Source organism: Desulforhabdus sp. TSK (assembly GCF_022836495.1).
In the GTDB taxonomy this organism is placed as follows: domain Bacteria; phylum Desulfobacterota; class Syntrophobacteria; order Syntrophobacterales; family Syntrophobacteraceae; genus Desulforhabdus.
The window spans coordinates 73,145-95,786 of the sequence record NZ_BQXM01000019.1; the positions used below are offsets into that span (position 1 = coordinate 73,145).

24 protein-coding genes and 2 pseudogenes are annotated in these 22,642 nt (G+C 59.2%); 11 read left to right on the top strand and 15 right to left on the bottom strand.

Going from position 1 to position 22,642, the window contains the following annotated elements:
* Position 1: 1 nt before the first annotated feature.
* The 6 genes from MWC30_RS12625 to MWC30_RS12650 form a co-directional block, all read right to left on the bottom strand.
* The gene (locus tag MWC30_RS12625; RefSeq protein ID WP_244084547.1) at positions 2-1,009 is read right to left on the bottom strand and encodes a tetratricopeptide repeat protein; all 1,008 of its coding nucleotides are present in this window, start codon (positions 1,007-1,009) and stop codon (positions 2-4) included.
* A gap of 33 nt (positions 1,010-1,042) precedes the next feature.
* On the bottom strand, positions 1,043-2,098 hold the full coding sequence (locus tag MWC30_RS12630; RefSeq protein WP_244084548.1) for a VWA domain-containing protein: 1,056 nt from the start codon (positions 2,096-2,098) through the stop codon (positions 1,043-1,045).
* Complete coding sequence (locus MWC30_RS12635) at positions 2,095-3,210, bottom strand: VWA domain-containing protein (protein WP_244084549.1); 1,116 nt, start codon at positions 3,208-3,210, stop codon at positions 2,095-2,097. The genes MWC30_RS12630 and MWC30_RS12635 overlap by 4 nt, the downstream gene beginning before the upstream one ends.
* A gap of 59 nt (positions 3,211-3,269) precedes the next feature.
* Entirely contained in the window at positions 3,270-4,382 is a 1,113-nt protein-coding gene (locus tag MWC30_RS12640; RefSeq protein WP_244084550.1) for a hypothetical protein, read from the bottom strand.
* 162 nt (positions 4,383-4,544) lie between these two features.
* A complete protein-coding gene (locus MWC30_RS12645; RefSeq protein ID WP_244084551.1) occupies positions 4,545-5,423 on the bottom strand; it encodes a DUF58 domain-containing protein in 879 nt (292 codons plus the stop codon).
* Entirely contained in the window at positions 5,420-6,409 is a 990-nt protein-coding gene (locus MWC30_RS12650; RefSeq protein ID WP_244084552.1) for a MoxR family ATPase, read from the bottom strand. The genes MWC30_RS12645 and MWC30_RS12650 overlap by 4 nt, the downstream gene beginning before the upstream one ends.
* 408 nt (positions 6,410-6,817) lie before the next feature.
* Here MWC30_RS12650 and MWC30_RS12655 point away from each other — a divergent pair, with 408 nt between their 5' ends.
* From MWC30_RS12655 to MWC30_RS12670, 4 genes are all read left to right on the top strand, one after another.
* Positions 6,818-7,285 (top strand): ferritin family protein, encoded by a 468-nt coding sequence (locus MWC30_RS12655; protein ID WP_244084553.1) that lies wholly within the window; start codon positions 6,818-6,820, stop codon positions 7,283-7,285.
* Positions 7,286-7,499: 214 nt separating this feature from the next.
* Positions 7,500-8,153 carry a lactate utilization protein gene (locus MWC30_RS12660; RefSeq protein ID WP_244084554.1) on the top strand — a complete coding sequence of 218 codons (654 nt, stop codon included), beginning with the start codon at positions 7,500-7,502 and terminating at the stop codon, positions 8,151-8,153.
* Between the two features lie 194 nt (positions 8,154-8,347).
* A complete protein-coding gene (locus tag MWC30_RS12665) occupies positions 8,348-9,067 on the top strand; it encodes a M48 family metallopeptidase (RefSeq protein ID WP_244084555.1) in 720 nt (239 codons plus the stop codon).
* A gap of 19 nt (positions 9,068-9,086) precedes the next feature.
* The gene (locus MWC30_RS12670; protein WP_244084556.1) at positions 9,087-9,812 is read left to right on the top strand and encodes a metallophosphoesterase; all 726 of its coding nucleotides are present in this window, start codon (positions 9,087-9,089) and stop codon (positions 9,810-9,812) included.
* Positions 9,813-9,930: 118 nt separating this feature from the next.
* Here MWC30_RS12670 and MWC30_RS12675 read toward each other — a convergent pair whose 3' ends face one another.
* Positions 9,931-10,110: a hypothetical protein gene (locus MWC30_RS12675; RefSeq protein ID WP_244084557.1), complete on the bottom strand. Its 180-nt coding sequence runs from the start codon at positions 10,108-10,110 to the stop codon at positions 9,931-9,933.
* Between the two features lie 401 nt (positions 10,111-10,511).
* Here MWC30_RS12675 and glyQ point away from each other — a divergent pair, with 401 nt between their 5' ends.
* Both glyQ and glyS read left to right on the top strand, forming a co-directional pair.
* Positions 10,512-11,393 carry a glycine--tRNA ligase subunit alpha gene (gene glyQ, locus MWC30_RS12680; protein WP_244084558.1) on the top strand — a complete coding sequence of 294 codons (882 nt, stop codon included), beginning with the start codon at positions 10,512-10,514 and terminating at the stop codon, positions 11,391-11,393.
* A gap of 16 nt (positions 11,394-11,409) precedes the next feature.
* Positions 11,410-13,482 (top strand): glycine--tRNA ligase subunit beta, encoded by a 2,073-nt coding sequence (glyS, locus tag MWC30_RS12685; protein ID WP_244084559.1) that lies wholly within the window; start codon positions 11,410-11,412, stop codon positions 13,480-13,482.
* A gap of 265 nt (positions 13,483-13,747) precedes the next feature.
* On the opposite strand, the gene MWC30_RS12690 is transcribed toward glyS, so the two are convergent.
* The 3 genes and pseudogenes from MWC30_RS12690 to MWC30_RS22990 all read right to left on the bottom strand — a co-directional run.
* On the bottom strand, positions 13,748-14,035 hold the full coding sequence (locus MWC30_RS12690; protein WP_244084560.1) for a type II toxin-antitoxin system RelE/ParE family toxin: 288 nt from the start codon (positions 14,033-14,035) through the stop codon (positions 13,748-13,750).
* A complete protein-coding gene (locus MWC30_RS12695) occupies positions 14,032-14,220 on the bottom strand; it encodes a hypothetical protein (protein WP_244084561.1) in 189 nt (62 codons plus the stop codon). Before MWC30_RS12695 ends, MWC30_RS12690 begins: the two co-directional genes overlap by 4 nt.
* 172 nt (positions 14,221-14,392) lie before the next feature.
* Positions 14,393-14,602 (bottom strand): annotated as a pseudogene (locus tag MWC30_RS22990) (helix-turn-helix domain-containing protein); the annotation flags it as partial.
* Positions 14,603-14,912: 310 nt separating this feature from the next.
* On the opposite strand from MWC30_RS22990, the gene MWC30_RS12700 reads away from it, so the two are divergent.
* The 5 genes from MWC30_RS12700 (at position 14,913) to MWC30_RS22995 (ending at position 17,175) form a co-directional block, all read left to right on the top strand.
* Entirely contained in the window at positions 14,913-15,188 is a 276-nt protein-coding gene (locus MWC30_RS12700; RefSeq protein WP_368860844.1) for a BrnT family toxin, read from the top strand.
* Positions 15,151-15,486: a BrnA antitoxin family protein gene (locus tag MWC30_RS12705; RefSeq protein WP_244084563.1), complete on the top strand. Its 336-nt coding sequence runs from the start codon at positions 15,151-15,153 to the stop codon at positions 15,484-15,486. The genes MWC30_RS12700 and MWC30_RS12705 overlap by 38 nt, the downstream gene beginning before the upstream one ends.
* Before the next feature lie 3 nt (positions 15,487-15,489).
* The gene (locus MWC30_RS12710) at positions 15,490-15,834 is read left to right on the top strand and encodes a hypothetical protein (RefSeq protein ID WP_244084564.1); all 345 of its coding nucleotides are present in this window, start codon (positions 15,490-15,492) and stop codon (positions 15,832-15,834) included.
* Between the two features lie 19 nt (positions 15,835-15,853).
* Positions 15,854-16,099, top strand: coding sequence for a hypothetical protein (locus MWC30_RS12715; RefSeq protein WP_244084565.1), 246 nt, complete (start codon positions 15,854-15,856; stop codon positions 16,097-16,099).
* A gap of 734 nt (positions 16,100-16,833) precedes the next feature.
* The gene (locus MWC30_RS22995; protein WP_368860845.1) at positions 16,834-17,175 is read left to right on the top strand and encodes a type II toxin-antitoxin system PemK/MazF family toxin; all 342 of its coding nucleotides are present in this window, start codon (positions 16,834-16,836) and stop codon (positions 17,173-17,175) included.
* Here MWC30_RS22995 and MWC30_RS12720 read toward each other — a convergent pair.
* From MWC30_RS12720 to MWC30_RS12740, 5 genes and pseudogenes are all read right to left on the bottom strand, one after another.
* A complete protein-coding gene (locus tag MWC30_RS12720) occupies positions 17,170-18,225 on the bottom strand; it encodes a glycoside hydrolase family 3 N-terminal domain-containing protein (RefSeq protein WP_244084566.1) in 1,056 nt (351 codons plus the stop codon). The two genes, MWC30_RS22995 and MWC30_RS12720, sit on opposite strands and share 6 nt — an antisense overlap.
* A gap of 570 nt (positions 18,226-18,795) precedes the next feature.
* Positions 18,796-19,221 (bottom strand): hypothetical protein, encoded by a 426-nt coding sequence (locus MWC30_RS12725; protein ID WP_244084567.1) that lies wholly within the window; start codon positions 19,219-19,221, stop codon positions 18,796-18,798.
* On the bottom strand, positions 19,206-20,138 hold the full coding sequence (locus MWC30_RS12730) for a biosynthetic peptidoglycan transglycosylase (RefSeq protein ID WP_244084568.1): 933 nt from the start codon (positions 20,136-20,138) through the stop codon (positions 19,206-19,208). Before MWC30_RS12730 ends, MWC30_RS12725 begins: the two co-directional genes overlap by 16 nt.
* A gap of 67 nt (positions 20,139-20,205) precedes the next feature.
* Positions 20,206-21,360, bottom strand: a complete 1,155-nt coding sequence (locus MWC30_RS12735; RefSeq protein ID WP_244084569.1) for a hypothetical protein — start codon at positions 21,358-21,360, stop codon at positions 20,206-20,208.
* Positions 21,248-22,642 (bottom strand): annotated as a pseudogene (locus MWC30_RS12740) (hypothetical protein); the annotation flags it as partial. The pseudogene MWC30_RS12740 and the gene MWC30_RS12735, both read right to left, overlap by 113 nt.

Sequence of the window (22,642 nt, forward strand, 5' to 3'; positions counted from 1 at the left end):
GCTACCAGTCCTTATCCACCGGCTGGGCTCCCCCCGGACGAGACCGTTGGAGCAGCAGCCGATTTTCTTTTTCCTCCTGAAGGATATCCTGGGCCTGTTCCTGGATTGCCTGCCGGGCCTTTTCGTCTACAAGTGTGTCCTCCCTGCCTTCGCCCATCGATTCCTTGGCGGAGGCAGGATCTTTCTGCTGCCTTCCGGGCTGGTTTTTTCCCTCGGGGGGCTGCTGGGAAGCGGAGGCCGGCGACGGCTTTCCCCGGGAATCCTTTTTCTCCCGGTCCTGCGCCTGGGGAGGAGGGGACGAGCCGTCGTCCTTCTGTTCGTCCTTCCCCCGGGGTCCGGACTCCTCTGGGTTCCCGGCCTTCTGCTCCTGCCGGGAGTCGTTTTCCTCCTGCTGATCCCCCTGCTCCGCCCCCGTTTCCTGGCGCTGCTTTGGGGTTTCCTGCTGCTCCTGCTGCTTCCCGGCGGCTTCTTCTTCCTGCTCCTGGATCCGGTCCATCAGTTCCTTGAGCTTGATGCGCGCGATCTCGATGTTTTCCCCGGCTTCGACCAGGCTGGGGTCCGCTCGCAGGGCGTTTTGAAAGTGGCGGATGCTCCGTTCGTAGAGGGGGAGCGCTTCCCGGGGAGAGGCGGGCACTTTCTTTTCCCCCTCGATGAAATCGACGTGGCCGAGGTTGAATTGGCATTTGGCCTCCAGGGCGGGATTCTTTGCCTGAATGGCCGCAGCCTCGTAAGCCTCACGCGCTTTGGCCGTGTCGCCCTTCTGAAGGGTGGCGTTTCCCTTGTTGAAGAGAATTTCCGGGCTGTCGGGTTGCTCCCGCTCCGCCTGTTCATAAGCCTGCAGCGCTTCATCATATTTCCCCGCCCGGTAGAGGGCGTTTCCCTCCTCCGTCAGGCCACGGGCCGAGTTGGCCTCTATTGCACCCGATGGAAAAATGACAAAGAATAGCACTATACCCCAATATACCCAAAGCAGGCAGGTCACCTGCTTCCAATGCGTCGTGTCTCTCATGGAGCACCCCTGTTTGGCGTTCATCAGCGTCAATCAGCGCTCTGTCAGCGTCTTCAGCGTCCCATTTTTTTCGTCACTTCGCTTCCTTTCCCGTATCCAGGGCTCAAGCAGAAGCAGCATCAGCGCGGCGGCCAAGAAGATCTGGAACTTCTCTTCGTAGCGCTGGATGGAGAGGGATTCCAGCTGAGTCTTTTCCGCCCGGGCCACCAGCTCTTCATAAATGCTCCCGAGGTCGAAGGTTCCCGTGGCGACGTTGAGGTACTGCCCTCCCGGCGTGGCGTCCACCATTTTGCGCAGAGTGTCCGCATCCAGGCGGGTCCAGACCTCCCGGCCCCCGTAGCTCAGGAAGGTGCGCTCTCCCTTTTCATTCACGATGGGGATGCGCTGGCCTTCCTCCTCGTCCCCCAGCCCGACGGCCAGGAGGCGGATGCCGCGCTCTCCGGCCTCCCTGGCGGCTTCCACGGGAAGGCTGTCGTGGTCTTCGCCGTCCGTGATGAGGATGATGTCCTTGAACCGCTTGAGGCGGTCGCTGAAGACCTCGTCCAGGGTCTTGCGGAGGGCATCCCCCATGTGGGTGCCTCCGCGCTCGATACTGTCCACGCCGATGTCTTCCAGCATGAGACGGAAGAAAGCGTAGTCCTGGGTGAGAGGGCATTTGACGACGGCCGTCCCCGCAAAGGCCACCAGGGCCACGCGGTCTCCCCTCAGTCGCTCCAGCAGATCCATGACGGCCAGCTTGGAACGTTCCAGGCGGTTGGGCTTGAGGTCCTCCGCCAGCATGCTGCGCGACACATCCAGCAGGATGACCACGTCCCGCCCTTTGTGCTCCACCTTTTGGGGCCGGGGGCTCCATTGGGGGCGGGTGAGGGCCGCCACGATGAAGAGCGTCGCCAGCAGAACGAGACCTCTTTTGGCCCATTGCCTCGAACGGCTGGCCGAAGCGTTGATATGCCGGAGGAGAGGGACCTCGGCGAAGCTTCGGAGGGCCTGGTCTTTTTTGTGAAATCCGTAAAGGCAGACGCCCGCCAGGAACGGCAGGAGCCAGAGCAGGGTGAGCATTTCAGGGCTTCCCATGTGGAGCGTGCTCATGGAATCCTCCTGAAAAGTGTGCTGGAAAGCCAGAGCTCCCCGCAGAGCAGCAGCAGGGCGGCCAAGACGAACGGCGTGAACTTCTCGGCATAGTCGGTGTAGCGCAGGGCCTGGATTTCGGTCTTTTCCAACCGGTCGATCTCTTGATACACGGCCCGGAGCTGGTCGGCGGATTCCGCCGGCCAGTAGGCGCCGCCCGTTTCCCGGGCGATGGCCCGGAGGGTGGCTTCGTCCACTCCGGGGCCGCCGGGAACTTTGAAGGAGCCGAGAGGCGTCTGGATGGTCATGAAGGATTCCCGGCCGCCGATGCCGATGGCGTAGACCTTCACGCCCCATTCCCTGGCCAGGCGCGCCGCCTCTTCGGGGGAGCGCTTTCCGGCATTGTTCTGTCCGTCGGTGAGGAGAATGATGATCTTGCTCTTGATCTGGTAGTCCTGGTCACGACCGGGGCTCGATGCGTCATCGGCCGCCGGAGCACCCCCCGAAGACGCCGCCCATGCGACGGAATGGGATTTTTTCAGGCGCTCTTCGGCCGTCTCGAGGCGCGCTGCCGCCAGGGCAAGGCCGTCGCCGATGGCCGTCCCGTCCTCATTTTTTCGGGTGACGAGCTGAATGTTTGCCATGAAGGGGTCCAGGGCGCCGTGGCTCAGCGTGAGGGGGCAGACCGTGTCGGCATAGCGGGCGAAAGTCACCAGGCCGATGAGATCATTGGGCCTTCCCTGGAGGTCCTTTCCGTTTCCCTGCACGAATTCCCTGAAAAGCTCCTTCACGACGTCCAGCCGGGTGAGCTGCCGGCCGTGGTACTCGAGCTCCTGTCCCATGCTGCCCGATCGGTCCACCACCATCTGGATGGCGATCCCCTCCCGCACGTCGCGCACCTCCTCCCTGCCCAGCTGGGGGCGGGCGAGACCCACCGTCAGGAGAGCCACCGCCGCCAGGCGCAGTATGAGGGGAAGGTCCCTGAAGCGTGCTTTCCAGGAGAGCGCGCAGGCCCGGGCGTTCCTGACGGACGAGAATTTGAGGGGGGCGGTTTCTCCACGTCGGCGCACCCACCAGAACCAAACGGGCAGGGCGGCGAGGAGAAGCAGTGCCCAAGGGAATTCAAAGCGCATGGCGTTCCTTTGATGCCTGCTTATTTCTTTTCATCGGATCGAGGGGCATAAAATGCACCCTACGTTAAGTCAGCACCATTGCCCCCGGGCTCCGGCCGTGTGGCGTCGATGAAGGCTCTGCATGCCTCGATGTGCCGTTCCGCCTCTTCCCGCGTCACGTGGTCGGCGGCAAATTTCACCAGGTCGCAGCGTTTGAGAAATTCATCCAGCAGGTGCTGCTGTTCGGCAGTAAACGGGCTCCTTCCATGCAGCGTTGCCAGGAACTCCTCGGTGGTGAGCTTCGGAGCGTGCAGGCCGAAGCGGTTTTCCATGTACAGGCGAATCACGTCGGAAATGCGGGAGAAAAAGTCCTTCAGGGCGCCCCGGTCCAGCAGACCCTCGTCGAGGATTTCCTGGAGCTGGCGGTAGGCCAGTTCATGGGGGAGAAGGGGAGGAGGCGCTCCATGGCCATTGCCTCCACGCCGCCGCCGGGTCCACCAGAACCCAGCGGCGCCCAGACCGGCCAGCAGCGCAAGACCGGCTCCAGCGGCCATCCAGGGGACGAGGGAACGGGGAAGCTCCACGGGGCCGAAGATGGGATGGAGCTGCAGCTCCCGCCGTTCTTCTCCCAGCAGAGACCGGACCTGGATCGCCAGCTCCTCCGTCTGGATGCGCCGGCTCTCTCGGTCCGAAGATTTCTCAGAATCTTTTGCCGGCGGGAGGAAAACGATTTCCATGGGCGCAATGGTATATTGCCCCGACAGGAACGGTTCGAGGGTGTACCGCTTCCTGGTGCGCACCAGCCCCTCGGCGGTCAGCTCCGGGCCGTCGGTCCAGTAGTCGGTGATCTTGAGCTCACCCAGCTTTTGGCCCATGGTGGGAAACTCGACCTGGTAGCCTTCAGGGGCGTCGGCTTCGAGGGTGAGCTGCAGGGATTCGGCGACAGTGAGTGCATCCTTGTCGACGTGAAGCCGCACATGGAGAGGGCCATCCTCGTAGGCCCTGCTGATTTTGTGTGCCTGGGGGGGCACTTCAACGGATTTTCCAGGGGGCGCTTCCCTGCAGGCGGCAAAGGCGGGCAGAACGAGCAGCATGGCCAGGAGAAAGCGGAGAGAGCCGGCCGCACTCCGAAGAATTCCCGCAACCGGTCTTGAAACAGCTCCGGCCGGTGTATGTCCGACAATGGGCGTCATGGCGACAAAAAACCTATCCTCGATGGGGTGCAAAATGTTCGATTTGATGGCTTCCTGTTTTTTGTAGGAGCGGCATCCTGCCGCGACAGTGAGCCAGTCGCGGCAGGATGCCGCTCCTACAAAAAGAAGCTTTCACTCCCTGATCTGCATACCCTGATGAGTTTACCTTCTGCGTTCTCGATTCTTGAAAAATTTTACCAAATCGAGGATATAGCTCTTTCCGGTCTGGATGTGGATCTCGTCCACGCCCACCGATCGGAAAAGATCCTGGATCCGCAAACGGGCCTGAGCGCTGCGGCGGGCGTATTCTTCCCGCACGCGGCGGCTTCCCGTGTCCAGGAGCACCGTTTCCCCGGTTTCGGCGTCCTCCAGTTGGATGAGCCCGACCGGGGGGAGCTCCATCTCTCTTGGGTCGCTCACGCTGACGGCGATGAGGTCATGACGCCGCCCCACGACCCGGAGGGAACGCTCGAAATCCTCCGCCGCCTGAAAATCGCTGATGAGAAAGACCACCGCCCGCCGGGTCTGGACGCGCCCCAGGTAGTCCAGGGCCCGGGCGATATCCGTCCTTCCCCGCCGGGGACTGAACGAGAGAATGTCCCGGATGACCCGGAGCACATGCCGGGCGCCCTTGCCGGGGGGGATGAACCTTTCCACGTGGTCGGTGAAAACGACGAGCCCGACCTTATCGTTGTTCTTGATGGCGGCAAAAGCGAGCAGGGCGCAGATTTCCGCGGCCACCTCGTTCTTGAGCTGCCGGGTGCTCCCGAAGCTTCCCGAGGCACTCAGGTCCACGAGAAACATCACCGTCAGCTCCCGCTCTTCCCGGAAGTGCTTGATGAAGAGTTTCCCCGTGCGGGCGGTCACATTCCAGTCGATGGCGCGGATGTCGTCACCGGGAGCGTATTCCCGCACCTCTTCGAATTCCATCCCCCGGCCCTTGAAGACGCTTTCGTACTGTCCGGCCAGCACGTCGTTGACGGCTTTGCTGGTGAAGATCTGGAGGTACCGGATTTTTCGAGCGAGCTCTTTGGAGATCATGGGACTTTGACGGTGCTGAAAATCTGCCGGATCAAATCTTCGGAGCTTTTTTCTTCCGCTTCGGCCTCGTAGCTGATGATGACCCGGTGCCGGAGGACATCCATGCCGATGGATTTCACGTCCTGGGGAGTGACATATCCCCGCCCCTGCAGGAGGGCATGGGCCTTGGACGCCATGCACAGCGCAATGCTCGCCCGCGGGGATGCTCCGTAGCGAATCAGGTCTCCGATATTCAGCCCGTAGTCTCCCGGGGACCGGGTGGCCTGGACGACGTGGAGGATGTATTCCTCGATCTTTTCATCCATGTATACTGCGTCGCTGAGGCCCCGAAGGCGCAGGATGTCCGAGGGCGCCAGGACCGGCTCGACAGTCGTGTCGGGGGCTGACCTGGCCATGCGCCGCAGGATTTGATGCTCTTCGGCCATGGTGGGGTACGTGACCTTGATTTTCAGCATGAACCGGTCCACCTGGGCTTCGGGAAGCGGGTAGGTGCCTTCCTGTTCGATGGGATTTTGAGTGGCCAGGACCATGAAGGGCTCTTCCAGGGGAAAGGTTGTTTCGCCGATGGTGACCTGCCGCTCCTGCATGGCTTCCAGCAGGGCGCTTTGCACTTTGGCGGGAGCCCGGTTGATTTCGTCGGCCAGGATGATCTGGTGAAAAATGGGGCCTTTCTTGACGTTGAATTCCCCCGTCTGGGGATGGTAGATGAGGGTCCCGATGAGGTCCGCCGGAAGGAGGTCCGGCGTGAACTGGATGCGCTGGAAGGAGGTCTGCATGGCCCTGGCCGTTGTCGTTACAGCAAGGGTCTTGGCCAGCCCGGGAACTCCTTCGATGAGGATATGCCCATTGCAGAGGATCCCCACGAGCAGACGGTCGATGAGCTCCGTCTGCCCCACGATGACGTTCCCGATTTCCGACCGCAGCCGCTGGAGCGTTCCGCTCTCTTCCTGCACCCTTTCGCCGATTTGCTTCACATCCGCTGACATTTCGGTTGCTTCCTCCGGAAAAAATTCCATCACTGTTCTGCCCACGATCTCGGGCCCTGGAGCAATGTATACTGTAAACGGGTAGTTCTCGGACTCACGCGGAGCGGCAGAGAACGCGGCGATCAGCCAGGTTTTCTCCGCGTTCTCCGCGACTCCGCGTGAGATGAAAAGCCCGGTTCTGAACCGAGCGGAATATACCTCGGGCTCGCAGCAGGCAACACGGCGTGAATTGTAAAAATTTTTCCTCAAAAATCAAGGTCGGATGAGGATCGGCAACCTGGCCTGGGGATTGTGCCCATCATGAATCCATCATTCGTACGTTTCTTGAAGGCGCAAGTGTGATAGGATTCCCCGGAAAAAGTGAAAGAGAATCGTCAGGGCTCACAGGGACCGCAGGAGGGATTTCGGATGTTTTCAGCGGCTGAGGTGTTCGATGTCGCCATTCGCATCGAAGAAAATGGTGAACGTTTTTATCGAGATGCCATCGCGAGCGTCTCAGACCTGTCTTTGAAGGAGCTGCTGCGCTGGAATGCCGACGAAGAGATGCAGCACAGGGAGCATTTCATCCGCATGAAGAAGAAGGTCCGCCTGGCGGAAGACGCGGATCTGGCGGATCAGATGGGGGGCTTCATTCTCCAGAATGCCGTTTCCGACCATGCCTTTTCTCTTGAAGATGCCGATTTCAGCGTCTTGTCCGATGAGGATGCCCTCCTGAGAACGGCCATCGGTTTTGAAGAGGACAGCCTCACCTTTTATGAAATTCTGGAGTCCTTCGTGACGGAGCCCGACGCCCTCCGCGAGGTCCACCGCATCATGGACGAGGAGCGCAAGCACATCGCGCTCCTGGAAGAGCGCCGGAGGAAAATATCGAAGTAAGCACCTGTGCAGTTATCTTCTAACCTTCGCTATCCGTCATTCCGGCATGCTTCAAGCCGGAATCCAGAGAATGTGCCGTGTGCCTGGATTCCGGCTTGAAGCATGCCGGAATGACGGGTGCGGTGATAGCCAAGACAGGGTAGGGTGCATTTCATGCACCATCTCGACTTGGGAAGTGAAACAACACTATCTCGACCTGTGGAGGAAAAGGATCATGGAAAAACCCATAGAACATTACTGGCAGATCCGTCTGGAACGTCTCAAAGAGGCCCTGGAAGAAAACCGGTTTACAGTGTCCCTGGCTCAGGACGCTGCCGAAGTCCGAAAAATTGTCCTGGAAGAAATCCTCCCCAAGTCCGGGGCGAAGAGTGTTTCCTGGGGCGGCTCCATGACTCTCGCGGCGACGGGGCTGATGGAGGCCGTCAAGGCGATTCCCGGCCTGGAAGTCCTGGACACCGCCAACAGGTCCCTGCCGCCTGAAGAGAGCCTGGAGCTGCGGCGCAGGTCGCTCCTGGTGGATCTTTTCATCCTGGGGACGAACGCGGTCACCGAAACGGGAAAGCTGGTCAACCTGGACGGGATGGGAAATCGCGTGGCGGCTCTCACCTTCGGCCCCCGCAATGTCGTCGTTCTCGTGGGGCGCAACAAGATCGTCCCCGACCTGGAAGATGCCATGCTGCGCATCAAGGATTTTGCGGCCCCCGCCAACGCCATGCGCCTGGACAGGAAGACTCCGTGCGCCACGACGTCGTATTGCGAGGAATGCAAGAGTCCCGAGCGTATCTGCAACACATGGGTCATCACCGAGAAGTCGTCTCCCAAGGGACGGGTCCACGTGGTCCTCATCAATGAAGACCTGGGATTCTGATTTTCTCGCCCCGGCCTTGTTACTTGGGGGCTGTCTAAAAAATGAGTCAATCACTCTGAGCATGTACCTTGGCTCGTGATTCCGGCGGTCTTTTAGCCGGAATCCAGATTTTTCGCTGGGGTGGATTCCGGCTAGAAGACTGCCGGAATGACGAAGAAACGAATTTTTAGACAGCCTCTTAAAGGATGCCAGGTATGAGAGAACATGGAGCGCTGCCGCCCTTTTCCGTCCGGGAAAGCACTCGGGCACAGCGGGTCATCCTCAAAATTTTTCCGGGGAAGGGGCTGGAGGTGGTAGTCCCCGCAGGGTTTGATCGTGCGCGCATCCCCTCCATCCTCCACGAAAAGCGGGAGTGGATCGACAGCGTTTTCCGGAAGATCCAGCATCGGGTGGAGCCCCGCAGTGACGCTTCGGTCCTTCCCCGCACGGTGGAGCTGAAGGCGGTGAACCGGCGTTATTCGGTCGCGTATACGCGGAGCCACGGGGGGAAGACGGAGCTGATTCACCTGCCCGATTCCAGGCTGGAGCTGGTTGGAAATGTAACGGATCCCAAAACGTGCCGGGAGCTCCTTCATCTTTGGTTGAAGCACCAGGGCCGGGGGCAGCTCATTCCCTGGCTGCATCGTCTCAGTCAGCAGACCGGGCTCACGTGTGACAGGGTGCAGGTCCGCGAACAGAAAAGCCGGTGGGGAAGCTGTTCCAGCCGGGGAACCATCAGCCTCAACTGCAGGCTTCTTTTCCTTCCCCCCGAGTGGGTCCGCTACGTTCTGATCCACGAGCTCTGCCACACGGTGCATCTGGATCATTCACCCCGCTTCTGGGACCTGGTGGCCCGCCTGGAACCCTCGTACAAGGCCCTGGATGCCGATGTGAATCGTGCGCACCATCATGTTCCCTCATGGGCGCTGGGGTAGATGAGGCCAATGTCAACGCATGCGTCTCGCGGTGCTTTCCGATATCCATGCCAATCTGGAGGCCTTGAAACAGGTCTTGCGGGACCTGGACCGGCAGTCCGTGGACGCGGTCGTCTCCCTGGGGGACAACATCGGCTACGGTCCTGATCCGGAGGCGGTGCTGGAGCTCATTGGGGAGCGCAACATCCCTTCCGTCATGGGCAACCATGAACTGGGGATCGTGAATCCTGTTTTCTTGTCGTATTTCAATCCCGCGGCGCGCCTCTCCCTGGAGATCACGTGGGGGCTCCTGTCTCCACGAAGCATCGATTTTTTAAAGACGTTGAAAACTTCCTGCGTTGTCTTCCGGTGCTGGTGCGTCCATGGATTTCCCCCTCATTCCGTGAATATGTACCTGTACCAGGCGGTAGAGAGCCGTCTGCGCCGCGCCTTTCTGGAGCTGGAGCAGGAGGTGTGCTTTGTGGGGCATACCCATGAGCTGATCGTCATCGGCTCGGGGGAGGTTCGGCCCCGCGAAATCCCCTTGAAACAGGGCAGGAATTATCTGCCGGAGGGATACAAGTACATCGTCAATGCCGGGAGTGTGGGGCAGCCGAGGGATGGAGACAACCGCGCCAAATACGTCATTTGGGATGACGAGACGCGCATTTTGGAAATTCGATATATTCCCTACGATATTGCGGTTACCGCGAGGAAGATCCTGGAGCTGGGGTTTCCGGAGTTCAATGCGCGGCGCCTTTGGTAAATTTATGCGGCGGAAAGTCAGTTGACGACGAAAACAAAAAAGCAGGGCAAATGCCCTGCTTTTTTATTTCATATCTTCGAAGAAACCGTTCGGCCGGGAAAAGCCCCGGAGGTTCCTTTCAGGCTTCGAGGCCGTCCTCCGACTCTTTGCCGTAATCTCTCAACCATTCGGGGTACAGTCGGTCTCTCTGAATGTCGCCGCCACCACCGAGCATTTCAGCGTAGGATTCATGGTTGAAATGGGTCATCCAAAGAGGACGTCCCTGCTTTCTCAGTTCAGAAATATCGATTTCAAACATATCGGGTCTCCTCAATTGCGAGAATGACTGTCATAAGTTTTTCAATTCCTTCAATTACAATAGAATTTAAACATGCCTCCCTGGTTGTCAACTCCACAGGTCGGGATTTTGATTTACTCCCATTCCCAAGGCCGGCAGGAGGGACTATCCCTGGGGGTCTGCCCTGGATGATTGCCTCCTTCCAGGCGACGGACATGTCCCCGAGTCGACCGTCGCAAGAACCTCCGGGCGGGATGTCTTTTCCCTTGACAATGGAAAGCCTCAACGTCTATACATCCAATTTTACAAATAATTTTAATTAAATCGGCTGCTTTGGGCCGAAGGTTTCACCGTTTCTTTCAGTGGTTTGGATTTTTGAGTCCGACCATTTTTTCTCAAATTTGCAGCGGAAGGAGCACCACATGACGTTCCAGGAACTGATCCTTGCACTCAATAAGTTTTGGGCCGAGCGGGGATGCGTCATCCAACAGCCGTACGATCTGGAAGTCGGGGCGGGCACGTTCAATCCCGCCACCTTCCTGCGGGTGTTGGGGCCGGAGCCTTACAAGGTGGCCTATGTGGAGCCGTCCCGCCGGCCTACGGACGGCCGCTACGGGGAGAATCCCAACCGGCTTCAGCACTATTACCAGTACCAGGTCATCATCAAGCCGTCTCCCCCCGATTCCCAGGGGCTCTACCTGGAGAGTCTCAAGAGCTTCGGGATCGATCCTCGGGACCACGACATCCGCTTCGTGGAGGACGACTGGGAATCCCCCACCCTCGGGGCATCCGGCCTGGGATGGGAAGTCTGGCTGGACGGGATGGAAGTCACCCAGTTTACGTACTTCCAGCAGGTGGGCGGCATAGCCCTCAATCCCGTGAGCGTCGAGCTCACCTACGGCCTGGAGCGCATCGCCATGTACCTGCAGGGGGTCGACAACGTGTACGATCTCATCTGGACCGAAGACATCAGGTACGGCGATGTCCATCACCAGGGGGAGGTCGAGGGCTCCCACTACAATTTTGAAGAAGCCGATGTCAACATGCTGCTGCAGCTCTTCAACATGTACGAGGCCGAATCCCTGCGCTTGAACGAAAAGGGCCTGGTGCTTCCCAGCTATGATTACACCCTCAAGTGCTCCCACGTTTTCAACCTGCTGGACGCACGGGGGGCCATCAGCGTCACGGAGCGCACCAACTACATCGCCCGGGTGCGCAACATGGCGCGGCTGGTGGCGCACGCCTACGCGGCGCAGCGGGAAGCGATGGGATATCCAATGCTCCACCGATGGGGCGGGAAATAACCGAATAGAGGGAACCATGGCAGAAGTACTTTATCTTGAAATCGGAAGTGAAGAGATCCCTGCAGGGTACATCCTGCCGGCTTTGGAAGCCATGTCCGCTCAAATGGTGCGCTTCCTGGACGAAAACCGCATCCGCCATGGAGAGCCGTTCACGACGGGCACTCCCCGGCGTCTCGTGCTGAAGGTTCCCGGGGTGGACCCGCACCAGGAAGCCTGCACGACGGAGATCATGGGTCCTCCGAAACAGGTGGCTTTCGATGCGGAGGGCCGTCCCACCAAGGCGGCGGAAGGCTTTGCACGGGGGCAGGGCGTGGCGGTGGAGGAGATCCGCATCAAGCAGACCCCCAAAGGGGAATACCTCTGCATCGTTCGAGAGGAGACGGGAGTGTCCACCCGTGAGCTCCTGGAAAAGATGCTGCCGGATTTTGTCGCTCACATCCCCTTTCCCAAATCCATGCGCTGGGGGAGCCTCAGTGTGACCTTTGCCCGCCCCATCCGTTGGATCGTCGCGCTTTTGGGGGGAGAGGTCCTGAATTTTCAATATGGGGACATTCAGAGCGGCAATCAGTCCCTCGGCCACCGCTTCCTGAGCCCCGAATGGATCACGGTGACGGACACCGAGAGTCACCGAGAAAATCTGCGGAAGCACTTCGTGATTCTGGACCGTGAGGAGCGTCGAAAGCTCATCGAGGACGGCATTCACGAGGCGGCCCGGAGTGTGGGGGGCCGCATCCTGGAAGATGACGAGCTCCTGGATGAGGTGACCCAGATCGTGGAGTACCCTCAGCCCATCGTGGGAGAATACGAAGAGAAATACCTGCAGCTTCCTCCGGAGCTTCTCATCACCGTCATCAAGAAGCACCAGCGCTATTTCGCCGTGATCGACGCCCAGGGAAATCTGCTCCGCTATTTCGTCACCGTGGCCAACACGATCCCCCGGGACGTGAAGGTGGTGGCGGCGGGAAATGCCCGTGTCGTGCGGGCGCGCCTGGAAGACGCCCGGTTCTATTATGAAGAAGACCAGAAAACCCGCCTGGAAGATCGGGTGGAGCAGTTGAAGGGAGTCGTTTTCCACTCGAAGCTGGGAACGAGCTGGGAAAAAGTGGAGCGTTTCACCGCCGTGGCCCGGTGGCTGGGTGAGAAGCTGGCACCCCGGTGCGTCGACGCGCTCCTGCGAGCGGCCTATCTCAGCAAGGCGGATCTTGTCACGGGCATGGTGGGGGAATTTCCCGAGCTCCAGGGAGTCATGGGGCGGGCCTATGCGCGCCTGCAGGGAGAGCCCGAAGCGGTGGCCCAGGCCATTTTCGAGCACTACCTGCCCAACCGGGCCGGTGGACCGGTGCCGCAGAGCCTGGAAGGGTCGCTCCTCAGCATGGCCGACAAGATGGACACCATCGTCTCCTGCTTCGGCGTGGGGCTCATCCCCAGCGGAACGGCCGATCCCTTCGCGCTCCGTCGCCAGACCCTGGGAATCATCCGCATCATCCTGGAAAAGCCCTTTGTGGTTTCCCTGTCGGGCATGATCGACCAGGCCTTGCCCCTGCTCAGCAAGAAGCTCACCGCTCCTCCGGAAAAGGTGAAGGAGGCGGTGCTGGAGTTCTTCCAGGGCCGGCTGCTCCACTACCTGGTGAGCCAGGAAGGCTACAGCGCCGATGTGGTGGAGGCGTCCCTGGCGGTGGGGATCGACGATCTCGTGGACGCCGTGGCCCGCACCAAAGCCCTGGCGGCCTTCAAGTCCCGTCCGGACTTTGAGAGCCTGGCGGCCGCCTTCAAGCGGGTGGTGAACATCATCAAGGAGCCCGAGCCGGCGCCCGTGGATCCTTCTCTCCTGCAGAACGCGGAAGAACAGGCCCTCTTTTCGAGTTTGCGTGATACGGAAGGCGTGGTGGCGGGGTGCCTGGCCGGCGCGGACTACGCGGCTGCCCTGGAGAGCATGTCGCGCCTGAAGGGCTTCATCGACGCGTTCTTCGATTCCGTCCTCGTCATGGACAAGGATGAAGCCGTGCGGCGCAATCGCCTGGCCCTCCTCACCCGCATCCGGAACCTCTTCTCGGGCGTGGCGGATTTCAGGAAGATCCAGACGGTTTAAAGTATCTTCGGCGGATCGCCTTCTCCTTCTTCCCTGGAGGAGGCGGTTTCCCTCTTCTGAAAAAGCTATTGATGTCAGTCATCCACTACGAAGTTGCATAAAGGATTAGCCCTAACAGCCATAGAGTCGGTGTACCTAAACTCATTGCCGGTGGCAAGCACAGGGAACGCCACTCCAGACGGGCCGCTCTCCGGCAGAACAGTCGAGGGCGGTTGGAGTTTATCCTTAACCGCCATTTTCTGCTTTGTTGTGAGCGATGAGTTGATTAAATCCTATCGGGCAAAAGCTGAGCGCCATGGATGACGGCGAGCACATCGATTTGATCGGACTTTATCCTGTAGATGATCCGGTAGGGCTTCTCGATGACCTCACGGATGTCATCGGCCTCATACTCTGGAACCTTGCGGCCCGAGAAGGGGTGCTCTCCAATCTGCTCGGACCTTCGGGTGATCCGATCGACCATCCCCGTGGCATAGGCAGGGGAATTTGTGGCGATGTACTCGAAAATCCCGACCAGGTGGTTTATGGCGTTCCTTGTCCAGTGCACCTTCATGCCGGCAGCCCGAATCGTTTGCGCACCTCTTTGACATCGACCGTACGGCCGTCGTCACTGTCTTTTATGCCCGCCTCGATGGCCTGCCGGACATAGATCCGGTAGATGAGATCCTCCCAGGTTGCAGAGTCCGGCAGGCTGTCCAGCAACCGGTGGGCTTGCTCTTTTATACTTTGTGCGTCCATGGGACGGCCTCCTTTGGCTATGGGCAAGCGCTTCAAGTCTATGCCATTTGACAAATGAGTCCAGAACGGAGATCAATGTCTCCTGATATTCCAGGGATAGATTCTCCACCTCTATGCATTCAATGAGCTTGGCATTTTTGAGCTTTTCGGTCTTGCCGCTTTTTCCGGTTAAAAGATAATTCAGGCTGACATCCAGTGCCGTGGCAATGCGGGCCAGGATCTCCAGTGGCGGACTGGAAAGTGCTCTCTCATACTTTGAAATCCTCTGAATATCGATGCCTGCCTCGTTGGGCAATTTTCTCCCCGACCAGTCTCTTTCCCGCCGCAACGGCCTCAGCCTCTCGGGCAGAGACACAGTTGGCTCGATAACGTTGTTGCTCATAATGAATCGCCTCTCGCCTTTAAGGCTAAAGCAATCTATGTCGGAATCAAACAAAAAAATCGGTCGATATTATCGCACTTTCACCGTAGTCCCGTACCTGTTTAAGCCTGTCTCGTGTTGGCCGGTTTGCCGCTAACGAAAAAATGCAGCGCACGGCGGGGGAAGCCCTCTTCTTTTTCCTTCTTCTCCATTGGCCTGCCGTCGCTGATTTTTGGTGTTAGGGCGCCAGCGCTCGGTGGCAGTCAGTCTGGTTCTGATCAGATCTGAAATTCTTCATAGAAATCTGCATAAACATACATATAATACAAGCATGAATTCCACATGGGATGAAAAGAAGCAAAGAGCCAATATCCGCAATCATGGCTTTGATTTTGTCGATGCAGGGAAAGTTTTTGAGGGCATCACGTTCACCCTTGAAGATGATCGTTTCGACTACGGAGAAGAGTGCTTCATCACCCTTGGTCTTCTGAAAGGCACAATAGTTGTGATTGCCCATACCGAGAAAGGAAGTGAGATCCGTATCATTCCCATGAGAAAGGCAACAAAGCATGAGCAAGAAATTTACTTTAAAGGACTCTCAGACTGACTGGGAACGCATCAATGCTATGAGTGATGAGGATATCGATACCTCGGAAATCCCTGAGATCACAGAAGAGCAGATGAAAAAAGCTACTTTGCGTGTTGGTTGTAAACCCATCTCCAAAGGAAAGGTTCGTATCAACATCCTTCTGGATGCAGAGGTGATTGCCTACTTCAAATCCCAGGCGGGTGGAAGGGGTTACCAGACACTCATAAATGAAGCACTGAAGGCGAGCATACGTGACCGAGATCTGGAATCTGCCATACGTCGGATCATCCGTGAGGAACTACGGGCTGCAGGGTAATTCATGGATGACCGTGCGCTAGCTTTCGCCGAAGCGGACGAGCGACCACGCGGGAAATTTCCTGGCATTATTGGCTACGTGCGAACTGGAGTCCATTCACGGGACGATTTATGGAACCTTTTTGAGATCATCAGTGAAATAAAGGACATCGAGACTATCGCCATCGAAAGTTCGATTGATGAAGTCTCCCGCCTGCGAAGACAGTATGGACAAGGCCGCTGGCGAAAACTCAAAGGGGTTGCTATGATTCGGCTTAGGAACGGTCGTGTGCGCAAGGCCGAGCTTCACTGGTATGAAGCACATGGCATTGGGAGAAAAGAGATCAAACGCAAACGCTATTTGGAATAATGGAAGCAAGGACAAGAAGATGAGTACCCCCCGATTTGCCATTTGCATCGACAACTCACATTACCCGGCCTCTTTGGAGATGCACAAGGTCTATCGTGTCGTTTCCGACGAGGATGCCGAGAAGGACGGAGATTTACGCATTATCGATGAGAGCGGCGAGGATTACCTTTATCCTGCTGATTACTTCCTCCTGGTCGATTTGCCACGCGATGTAATCGCCACTCTCGATCTGTCGTTTGCACGCGAAACGCAACAACCCGGCTAACGAATACCTGAAGCGTACCGGCAACCAGTTGTTCTTACAACGTTTTTCGTGTAAGTTGGCGCTCATTGCCCTTTGGCCGGTCGCTCAGGCCGGCGTTGGGACGCCAGAGGTTACCGATATGCAAAAGAAATTCCTGATGGGGTATGTCATTTTCGTACATCTATTCTTGCTTGTCGTGCTGGTGAAATCTGACTTCATCACTCGGGTCGGATATTGGCTCGGCCTTATCAAACATGTACAATAAAAAATTATACAGCATTTCGAATGGATGGCACGATACTATGAGCGAATCGGGAGTCACGTGCTGGCGTTTTCATCAAGTTCTTGGTCGAGCGCCGGAACAAGGCACTGGAGCGGACACTGCGTCATGCACAAGCAAGCTTGCATCCGCCGCCGTGTCGGTCAACGCCGTGATCTGGAAGGACGGCTTGCTTTGTCTTATCGCGATTCAGTGTAAAATGGAAATATGATGAATGATAACAATAGGGGAGAAGTCACTATGGCGCTGACCGCACAAGAAGTCTTTACAGAAACCGTTCGAACCCTATCACCGAGCGAGCGGCTTCGTCTCGCTGCGCTGATCTTACAGGATCTAGCGCAATCGGATGTGGCGGTTGTGGATCGAAGTGAGACCTGGAGTGAACAAGATCAACGAGACTTAACCGCTGTTTCGTTGAGGTACGCCGCGGAACTTTACCCAGAGGAGCAGGAGCTTGTTTAATCCGGGCGATGTGGTGGCAATTGACTTCCCTGGTGTGACCGGTGTCAAACGCAGGCCTGCAGTTGTAATCTCTTCACCAGTCTATCATGCCTCACGCCCTGATGTGGTCGTCTGTCTCATTACAAGCCAGACCAATACCATTGGTCCCACGGATTACATACTGGAAGATTGGGCTCAGGCAGGTTTGCGACTCCCATCGATCTTTCGGTGTTTTTTCGCTACGCTACCGCCCGCTACCCATCCTGTGCTGGTTGGTCATTTGTCAGATCGAGATTGGCAGGGGGTATGTGCGTGCGTGCGAATTGCTTTGGCTCCATTGTCTATCTCGGAACGACCACCCACATCGCTGTCATAATTCACCATGCTTGCTGCAGTGGGACCGCCGAACAAACCGCAGGCCGGGATGCCGGTTGAAGAGCCTGCGGATGCGGACGAGGGACTTTTCGTGGAGACCCTGCAAAGCGCCCTGGCTTTCGATGGATCGAGACAGGGCTTCGTGAAACGGCCCGATATTTCCCGACTGCTGGCAGAGGAGGAAGAAATCGATGCTGGAGGTCAATCCCTGTACGGCCATTTCTTCCCAGGTGTATCTTCCGGACACGGCGGCCATGTCCATGTCGTCGCTCAAAAGAACCCCCTCGAAGCCGAGCTTCCGTCGGAGCCATTCGCAGTTCACCCGGGGGGAGAGGGTGGCCGGCCACTGGGGGTCCCAGTGGGGATACAGGGCGTGGGAGGTCATCATGCAGTGGACGCCGCCGGCGATGGCTTCCCGGAAGGGGAAGAGATCCTCTTCCATGGCGGCATCGTTTTTCCATCGAATGACAGGTGCAAAATGGTGCGGGTCCGATTCCGCCTGCCCCAGCCCGGGATAATGCTTGGCGGTGGCGGAGACTCCATGGTCCTGGAGCGTGCGGATCCAGATCTGCCCCAGTTGGGCGACCTGTCGAGGGTCGGCGCCGAGGCACCGTTCTTCCATAAAATGTGTCGGGCAGCCGGAAAAGACATCCAGGACGGGAGCCAGGTTGATGTGGATTCCCAGTTCACGGAGCTCGTTGGCAGCCCGCTTAGTCCAGTGGGCGATGGCTTCGGGGCCCTGAAGCATCAATTCCCGGGCGGAAGGCAGCTGCGTGAAAGGTTCCACCACCAGGCGCTGCACGGGTCCTCCTTCCTGATCGACGGAAACCAGGAGGGAGCGTCCCAGCGTATTCAGGGAAAAAGCCTGGGCTTCCTCCAGGAGGGACCGCAATTGCTCCGCGCCTTCGATGTTCCGTCGAAAGAGGACGATGCCGCCGATCTTGAAATCCCGGATGAGGGATTTGAGCTCCTCCTCCACCGTGACACCCTGGAAGCCCACCATGAGGTGCAGGCCGGCGATCTCTTCCCATCCGTGTTTCTTCAAATGCATGCTGGGTGCTTCCTTTCCTCTGTTTCGAGGGCCTGGGTCCGAAGTCTTCTCGGAGAAATGAATAACGGGGGCGACCGCCGGGTGGGTGCGCCGCCTTGAGCTCGCCCGGGCGTGACTCTGTAAAGATAATATATCTAGAGGTAAAGGATCACCGAAGTCAATACGGCATGCTGCATTGCTCTCGGAAAATTCACGGCAAAAAAAGGCCCCATTTCCTCACCATGAAAAAATGGGGTCTGCCTTGGCTGTTGGTCGGCACATCCGTCACACAAGATGCCCAAGTGCACGTCCACAGAATAAGATGTGCGTTGCTCCGCTCGTCATGCCGGCAGTTTTTAAGCCGGCATCCAGTTTTTCCGTGGATTCCGGCTAACCCCCATGACTGGGCGGTCACAACGAAGGATGAAAAGACGTAATGACGGCATTTTCACAGGAAAAGACCGCCGGAATGACAAATAGAGTGGTGGACACTCTAATGTATTGAGCTGTACCAAGTGCAGCCCAATGGAATGGTGATCCACTCAGATACCCGGTGCCGGGATCATGCCCTCCACTGCTGGAGCACGAATATTATAGCCGCTTCCCACGATCAAATTGCCTTTTGTCTTCCTGACGTAGGCAGGTACCCGGAGCCGTGCTTCCGGCCGTTCCCTCATGGCTGCCATGGACCGTGCAGAATGGCCCGGGGATGGAGCCGGGTGCAAATTTCTCTTCCATCGTGGGGCAATGCTCCGTCGCGCGAAGCCCCGTCTCACGGCAGATCTTCACCACGGCCAGGCGCGGGCTCAGGTAAAGAGGGCAGGCCTCCTGGAAGCGGTTGAGCTCTGAAAAAACCGCCCGGAGGATCAGCCCCGGACCCGTGGTGCCCGTGATGCCGCAGGTGGGCTTGCGGTCCAGGTTCCCCATCCAGACTCCCACGGTGTAACGATGGGAAAAGCCCACGGCCCACGCGTCGCGGTGATCGTTGGAGGTCCCGGTTTTTACCGCCGTCTGCACGGGGAATCGGAGGATGTTCCCCGAACCGAACTCGAGGCGCCGTGCCTTGGGGGAATCTCCTCGGCGGCGGGTGGATCGGGCGCGTCATCGGCGGAGCCGGATCCGGCACTGGAGACGTACCGCACAAAATGGCCGGCGTCGACGGGAAGCCGGGATTCCGCCAGGGACCATGGAGCGTGGCGCGCGTCGTCGTAAGCCGCATGGGACATCCGCCCCTTGCGGTGCAGGTGCTCCGCCAGTCGCTGGAGGGGCTTTTCGATTTCCCGGGCGCCGTCCTGGAGGTCCAGGCGGGCCGGGGCCCTCACGAGCACGGCCAGGGCCAGGGTTTCCCTGGAATTCAGGGTGTCCAGATCCCGGTCGAAATACAGGTGGGCGGCCTGGAGGACACCCCGCCGCTGCCGGGCGTAGGGGACCTGGTTGAGGTAAAATTCCAGGATTTCAGGTTTGGAAAACATTTTTTCCAGCCTCCCCGCTTCCCAGCCTTCCATCCACCGGGACCAAAAGGTGCGCGGGCGGGGTTGGAAGAGCCGGACGACCTGCTCCGTGATGGTGCTGGCCCCCCGTACGGCTTTGAACGCTCGGAGGTTCTGGAAGACGGCATGCCCGCGCGCGATCCAGTCGGTGCCCCCGTGCGTGTAAAAGCGGCGGTCTTCGGATTCCAGGAAGGCTTCCCGCAGCAGGGTCGGGATTTCGTGCAGGGGCAGCCAGTCGTGGATGTTCCAGGGCTGCGTGTAGGTGACGGACAGGGGGATGCCGTTGCGGTCCAGGAACTGAGCCTTGTGGAGCGCGGAGCCCTGGGGGCGGAGCGTGGCGGGGAAAGGACGCAGGTCACGCCAGGTGCCCCACGCGAGGATGCCCGCCAGTCCCATGAGCAATGCGAGAGAGCAAAGACCTGTTATTTTGAAAGCTTTCGACAATGGAGCTCTTTTCACAACCCCCCCCATGCCCAAATCAGCGTCAGTCAGCGCGCGAAGCCAGCGTTCTTCAGCGTTCCTCCACCTTCAGCACCGCCGGCGCTCCCTTCCCGAAAACCTCCGGCGCGTACATCTCTTCCGCATGGACGGGAAGCACCTGGAATTCTCCCGGGGAAACCGCCTGGGCGGTGTAGCTCAGGTGGTAGCGGCCCGCCGGCAGCCGTTCGGAATAGAACCGCACGGCATCGTGGCGGAGCTCCCGGTGGTAGAAGCTCCAGCGGCTTGCGGCCTCTTCCAGCCAATCGGGGAAGCGGTTCCGGTACGATCCTGCGGCGTATCCCGGCTCTCCCGCCTGTGCATCCTCCCGGGATGCCGTGGCCAGATCGCGGTTGACGGGCTCGAGTCCCCCTGGGACCGGATCTTCCAGGACCACGAAAAAGCGTTCGTGGAGGAGATCGAAAACCGATTCGTCGAGCACTGCCACGGCGAGCTCGACGGGAGGCGGCGCTTCGCCCGGAGCGAGGTTTCTTGCGCGGGCATCGAGATTCACGCGGACGGTATCGCGGGGTTTGTAAACTTCCTGCTCAGGGCGGATGTCCACCGCGATTTCCTTGTGTGGGTCGTCGACGGGAACCCGCACGTACCCCATGCGATAGGTGGGCTTGCCCAGATCCTCGCCTCCCGGACCCAGAGGTTTCTCCACCTGCGGGGCCGTCACCATGACGGAAAGGTAGAAGCCGGGGAGATGGTCGGGTCGGACAGGGATTTCCACGATTTCCGAATGGGTCTCGAAGGTTTTCACCCAGCGCTGGATGACCCCGAAGCGCTCCACCGTGATGAGAGCTTTCCCTCCGGGGAAGGGGTTTTGAACCAGGAAGCGGGCCGTTTCTCCCACGCGGTAGTCGCTCTTTTCGGGGTAGACATCCAGGAGGTTCCCCGGAATGGATTCCCAGAGGACGGGTCCACGGCCCGTCACCCAGCGCTGGAGGACCGTTTTGTGGGTGCGCCCCTGCGTGTCCTCGATGGATGCCGTGAGGCGGAGGATCCCTGCGTGCCTGGGAGTGAACTGCAGCTCCACGGGCTCCACCGCCGATACCCCCTCCAGGCGCTCTTCATCCTCCCAGGTGTGCTGGAATTCCGCCAGGTAAGCGTCTCCGGCCCCCTTCACCCGCGCGCCCCGGGTCACCTTGTACTGGGTTTGGAACCGGACGGGGACGCCGGCCACGGGGTTCCCGCCCGGGTCCACCACGACGACACGCACGCGGGCGGGCTTGTTTTCCTGCAGGGTCCAATCTTCCTGGAGCAGTCCCACATAGCGGTCCCGCCCGAAGCAGGGGGCGGAGCGATTCGGGGATGTATTCACGGTTGGCCCCTTCCGAAGAAACCTCGAAATCGTAGCGAAGGGGCATCACCGCCATGTCGCCGCCTTTCTGGCAGCGCACGAAGAGGCAGGGAGCTTCCCGGCCGTCGGCCCAGACCATCTGGGGCTCGAGGTCGAAAGTCGACGTTCCCGGAAGCTCCGCCGCGCCGTCGTCCCCCGTCCTGGCTGCAGCGAGGGGCGCCGCCTTCTTCCCCAATTCCTGGAAGGTGTCCTTCAAGAGCTGCACGTCCACGCCGGGCACCGGGTTTCCCGTCCGCAGGTCCGTTACCCAGACGAGGCTGTTGTAATGGCTGAGCTTCACGTGCACCTGGAAGGGAGTGACCTGGGCGAAGAACCAGGAGTCCTCGGGGGATTTCCCGGGCACGGCGGGCTTGGAAGTGAACCGCCCCGTGACGCCGCCCGATTCCGTGCCGATCATCTCGCGGATGCCGAGAGGCACCGGAATGGAGACGTTCCGTGGACCCACGGCCTTCACCGTGCGGGTCGCCGGGGGATTTTTGCCCTGCGCGGTCCAGGTTTCGTAGCTCACCTGCAGCTGGTCCAGGTTGACAGCCCAGAGATGCGCATCGGTGTCGAGGCCCTTTTCCAGGACGGGTGTGCGCTTCATGAGGGCGTAGTCGGGCGCGCGATGGTCGGTGGCGAAAGGCATGTCCACGGCTGACGCCAGGGGGCGGCCGAAGGCGTCCGCGAGGGAGGAAGCCGGGAGCTGCAGTCGGTAATTGGTGTGGGCCTCCAGGACTTCCTCGGGAAGAAACACGGGGTAGGTTTTCTTCCGGGTATGCGGTTCCGAAAGGGGGGCATCGGCAATCACCCGTTCCCAGGGATCGGCTTCCGTGCCTTTGGCCACGAGGGGCGGGGTCAACTGCAGGCCCTTTTGGATCTCGTCCCTGGAGACGGGGGCTGAAAAGAGGAGGGTGACCCCTCCGGAGGGCAGACACCGCTGCTGAGAGGCAAGGGGGGTGCCGGGGGATATGAGGAAGGTCTTCTCCCGCTTGTCCTGGCATTCGATGCCGAGGAAGCGGAAATCGGGAAACGTATGAAACGATGCGATGCTTCGAGCTTCCACGCCCGTTTCCTTCCCGAGAGGGGTGGCGACGCCCGGCTCCACGTGGAGGGCGGCGGCGGT